The sequence below is a fragment of the Streptomyces kebangsaanensis genome (assembly GCF_001906585.1).
GTDB lineage: Bacteria > Actinomycetota > Actinomycetes > Streptomycetales > Streptomycetaceae > Streptomyces > Streptomyces kebangsaanensis.
Map to the genome: position 1 here is coordinate 45,671 of NZ_JUJA01000114.1, position 4,418 is coordinate 50,088.

At 69.8% G+C, this 4,418-nt stretch carries 5 protein-coding genes and 1 pseudogene; 3 read left to right on the forward strand and 3 right to left on the reverse strand.

Annotated features, from left to right (window positions below; translation table 11 throughout):
- Both RH94_RS43640 and RH94_RS16985 read left to right on the forward strand, forming a co-directional pair.
- The coding region (locus RH94_RS43640; protein ID WP_234425832.1) for a hypothetical protein at positions 1–288 on the forward strand (288 nt) is incomplete at its 5' end.
- A 294-nt stretch (positions 289–582) separates the two neighbouring features.
- Positions 583–990 (forward strand): hypothetical protein, encoded by a 408-nt coding sequence (locus RH94_RS16985; RefSeq protein ID WP_073948435.1) that lies wholly within the window; start codon positions 583–585, stop codon positions 988–990.
- Between the two features lie 342 nt (positions 991–1,332).
- On the opposite strand, the gene RH94_RS16990 is transcribed toward RH94_RS16985, so the two are convergent.
- Both RH94_RS16990 and RH94_RS43645 read right to left on the reverse strand, forming a co-directional pair.
- Complete coding sequence (locus tag RH94_RS16990) at positions 1,333–1,791, reverse strand: SRPBCC family protein (RefSeq protein WP_073948427.1); 459 nt, start codon at positions 1,789–1,791, stop codon at positions 1,333–1,335.
- Between the two features lie 445 nt (positions 1,792–2,236).
- Positions 2,237–2,491: pseudogene (locus RH94_RS43645) on the reverse strand (hypothetical protein); the annotation flags it as partial.
- Between the two features lie 37 nt (positions 2,492–2,528).
- Between RH94_RS43645 and RH94_RS17000 the strand changes: the two are divergent.
- The gene (locus RH94_RS17000) at positions 2,529–2,777 is read left to right on the forward strand and encodes a DUF7660 family protein (RefSeq protein ID WP_073948429.1); all 249 of its coding nucleotides are present in this window, start codon (positions 2,529–2,531) and stop codon (positions 2,775–2,777) included.
- Between the two features lie 279 nt (positions 2,778–3,056).
- Here the strand turns inward: RH94_RS17000 and RH94_RS17005 are convergent.
- Positions 3,057–4,418: ATP-binding SpoIIE family protein phosphatase (locus RH94_RS17005; protein ID WP_143204030.1), on the reverse strand; the 1,362-nt coding region annotated here is incomplete at its 5' end.

Consider the following 4,418-nt stretch of genomic DNA (forward strand, 5'->3'; position numbering starts at 1 on the left):
GGTCTGGCCGTGATCGGGTTCGCTGTCCTGGCGGTGCGGGGATATCGACTCGGCGTGACATGCGAACACTCGCGGTTGGTGATCCGTGGCTACCTGCGCACGCGGGTAATCGACCGAGAGCGCATCATGGAGATCACGGACTTCCCCGCGGTGAGGTGGACGGTTCGCAACGGACGTAAGCGATGGACCCCCCTCACGGCGTTCATGACGAGCCCAGGCGAAATCTCGGCAACCCGTCTCCACAAGGATCGCGCCATCGGGAAGCTGCGACAGTGGGCGCGACATTAGCGCCCCAGGCGCCCTGCGGCAGCGCGGCAGCGCTCCGTTCCTGGGCCGTCTGCGGGCCGTCCGAGGGCGATCAACGACGACCGGTGCGGACCACTGACGACAGTCGTCCGGGTGGACAGTCCCAGGTCACCCGATTGGATCTTCGACGCTGATACCACCACGCCCAAGCCCGGAGAACCCACATTTCAGCGTCCCGCCGGCTCAGCCCAGATCCGGGTACGCGATCTTCCGAACCAGGGGTCGCTCCCCACGTCCACGGCGCGAGTGTCAGTGCTCGGGCCTACCATCCCCGGCATGGCGATCAGACCACCTGAGAACTGGCGTGCCCTCGTAGCCCAGGAGGCGCGCGAACTGGCTGCCGGGACGCTGGCCCCGGAGTGCGCCGGCATGGCGGAGCTCTTCCCGGAGCCCCTGCTGAAGGCGACGGACGACGCCTTGCAGGCGTTCGAGGAGGACGTACGTGCGCTGAAGGAGCCCTCCGACGAGGAGGTCTTCGGTGCGATTCAGCGGGTCGTTCTGGATCTCAACGCGATCAACGAGGACGACAAGCTTGGCGGGTCCGGGTATGAGACGGACGAGCGTGAGCAGCTGTGCGAGTACATCGACCGCACCTTGAGCGAACACGGCATCGACGTGGCAGCCCTGGCGGCCAGGAGCGGTATGGGGCGCCACGAGATCACAGACCAGTGGCGCGACTGGTAAGCGCCGAGGTACAGCAGCGCAGTACCGCGATCCCAGCGTCCGCCGGCATTCGGTAGCGTCCCTCCGTAGCCTCGTAGCGACCGCTTTGACCGTCGCTGACCGATCTGGCTGGAGCTACGGATCAGAAGGTCTCCGGCATCCACGGCTGACATCCACGACGCCGGACGAGGGCGTACACCAGCACTTCTGTCCGGCCGCCGCACCAGTCGACGACGACAGCCGGAGCGGACTCGGATCGAACTCCTGAAGCGGGTGTCGCAGGTTCGAATCCCGGCAAGGGTGGGCCTTCAGGATCGACCCTCCGTGCCGCGTTCACCACCGGACGGCCCGCGCTGGAGGCCGTCAGGCGGACCGGGCCAGGCGGGCCGTCAGGATACGGGCTCGGGCCTGCTGGACCGCTTCCGCCTGGGAGGCGGCGAAGCGCAGCAGGCCCGGGGGCGTCCGCAGGTGCAGGGTGTCGGTGACGACGCTGCCGGCCGCGTGGCGGTCGATGGAGAAGCGGTAGCTCATGCGGACACGGGCGGAGCCGCGGACTTCGCCGGAGATCTCGGCGGAGTGCGGGAGGCCGTCCGGGACGGCGACGAGCGTGACGTCGATGATGTTGTCGTGTCGCAGGACGCTCAGGAACCGGAAACGCTCCACGCCCGTATAGTTCACGGTCCCGCCGTTGCGGCGCACGTCGCGGACGGCGACGAGGAGCGGCGACAGGCCGACGTAGTGCGACGGTTCGGCCAGATGCGCGAAGACCTCCTCCGGCGATGCGGCGATCTGAAACGTGTGCTTCAGCTCGGTGGACGGCACCTCGGGCCCCTCCTCGATACGGCGCGGTGGCACAGGAATCCTCCCATCGCTGGGGCAGACGTTCCCGACCCCCGGCCCCCGGAGCCGACGAGAGACGTGCCAGACGCATGCCAGATCGTGCGGGCAACCACAGGGAACGGCAGGCAGTAGGCCGGCGATCAATCAGCCGGAGACACCGTTCCGCCCCAGGTCGGCAAGGCAGCGAGGACCGAAGCGCACGCGCTTCCCAAGCTGAGAGCGCGAGTTCGGTTCCCGACACCCGCCCGGCACGCACCCGCTCACCGGTGGCGTCGGCCGGCCAGTGGCCTACTTCGGAACCCGGTCCGCGAGGGCGTGTACCTCGGCGAACGGCCGCTGGAGACATCGCGGGGACGAAGGACCTCCGCACCCTTCTCATTTCCGCACCCCCTCGGTCGAGCCACATGAAGGCAGACGGAAGGTCGTCGTCGGCAAGCGCCGTTTGCTGCCGCCGCTTCAAAAGTCGCAGGTCCTCCGGGGTTGCGTCCTGGTCGTCGAGGGTTTCCGGGGCCTGCTCCAACAACTCGTCCATCGTATCGAGTTGGACCGCTTCGATGTTGTCCGCCAGGCGGGACATGAAGCCGTGCCTGTCGTCGGTGCTCAGGTAGCAGGGTTTGCCCTCCGGTCCCGACCACAGGAGGAGGCGGTGGGAGCGGCCGGCGGCCGGGCGGGCGTTACTCACCAGGCCCAGAGCCGGCGTGCCGAGTAGGGTCCCGGGCATGACCGCTTCTCCTGATCACGTCGACAGCAGAGAAGACCTGGCAGCCTTCGTCCGTGCCCTGTGCCGCAGCCACGCCGAGGATGGAAACTCGTGGGAGAACGCGGACCTCCACAGCTTCCTGGATGCCTTGGCGGCATGGGTCGACGACGCGGACGGCTGGTACGGCAACACCGGCCGCGAGTTGCCGGCCAGCGGTGACTGGAGGTTCTTCGCACGAGCTCTGCGAGCGGCGACCGTCTACGAGTGATCCGGGCCGGGTCGAATGCGTGTCGAAGCCGGGTGACAAGCCGTCAACGGCGCGGGTGACTGCCCAGGTCGGAGACCGGTCGCGGGCACACACGCAAGGCGCCTTCCAAGCGCTTGGCCGCAGGTTCGAGTCTGCCGGGGGCGCCATACGGCTCGTCGCCGGGATGGCGGATTTCCAGCCGGCCGGACGGGTCCCGTCCGGTCTTGTGGAGCAATCGGGAAACCATCGGCAGCTCACCCGTACGGGTCTGTGCGGGTCTGTGCGGGTTCGGGGTGGGTGTCATGGGGTGGTGTCGGGCCACTGGTCGAGCAGGGTGTCGATGTTGTCGTCGGGTGGGGGTTCGCTGGTGTCGTGGAGGGGTTGTTCGGTCCAGATGATTTTGCCGGTGGGGGTGTAGCGGGTGCCCCAGCGTTGGGCGTAGCGGGCGACGAGGAAGAGGCCGCGGCCGCCTTCGTCGGTGGTGGCGGCGTGGCGCAGGTGGGGTGAGGTGCTGCTGGCGTCGGCGACTTCGCAGATCAGGTGGCGGTTGCGGATGAGGCGGACGTGGATGGGGGGGTGGCCGTAGCGGATGGCGTTGGTGGCCAGTTCGCTGAGGATGAGTTCGGTGGTGAAGGCGGTGTCGGTCAGGTGCCAGGCCTGGAGTTGGGCGGTGGCGTCGGCGCGCAGGCGGGCGACGGCGGCGGGGTCGGGGGGCAGGTCCCAGTGGGCGGTCTGGTCGGGGGCGAGGATGCGGGTGCGGGCGACGAGGAGGGCGATGTCGTCGCGGGCGTGGTCGGGGGGCAGGGCGGCCAGGATGTCCTGGCAGGTCTGTTCGGGGGTGCGGTCGGGGTGGGTGAGGGCGGTGCGCAGGGTGGCCAGGCCGGTGTCGAGGTCGCGGTGGCGGTCTTCGATGAGGCCGTCGGTGTAGAGGACGAGGCGGCTGTGTTCGGGCAGGTGCAGTTCGGTGGTCTCGAAGGGCAGGCCGCCCAGGCCCAGGGGTGGGCCGGCGGGCAGGTCGGGGTAGGTGGCGGTGCCGTCGGGCAGGGCGAGGGCGGGTGGGGGGTGGCCGGCGCGGGCCAGGCTGCAGTGGCCGTTGGTGGGGTCGTAGACGGCGTACAGGCAGGTGGCGCCGGTCAGGGTCGCCTCCTCGCCGGTGTGGTCCTGGGCGGTGTGTTCCTGGTCCAGGCGGGCCACCAGGTCGTCCAGGCGGGCCAGGAGTTCGTCGGGGGCCAGGTCGAGGGTGGCGAAGTTGTGCACGGCGGTGCGCAGCCGGCCCATGGTGGCGGCGGCGTGCAGGCCGTGGCCGACCACGTCGCCGACGACCAGGGCGACCCGGGTGCCGGACAGTTCGATGACGTCGAACCAGTCGCCGCCCACTCCGGCGCGGGCGGGCAGGTAGCGGTAGGCGACCTGCAGGGCGTCGTGTCCGGGCAGGTCGCGGGGGAGCAGGCTGCGCTGCAGGGCGACGGCCATGGTGTGCTCGCGGGTGTAGCGGCGGGCGTTGTCCAGGGCCACCGCGGCGCGGGCGGCCAGTTCCTCGGCGAAGGGCACGTCCTCCGTGCCGAACGGTTCCGTGGACCGTCCGCGCCAGAAGTCCACCGTGCCCAGCACCGTGCCCCGCGCCCGCAACGGCACCGCGATCAGGGAGTGGATGCCCTGGTC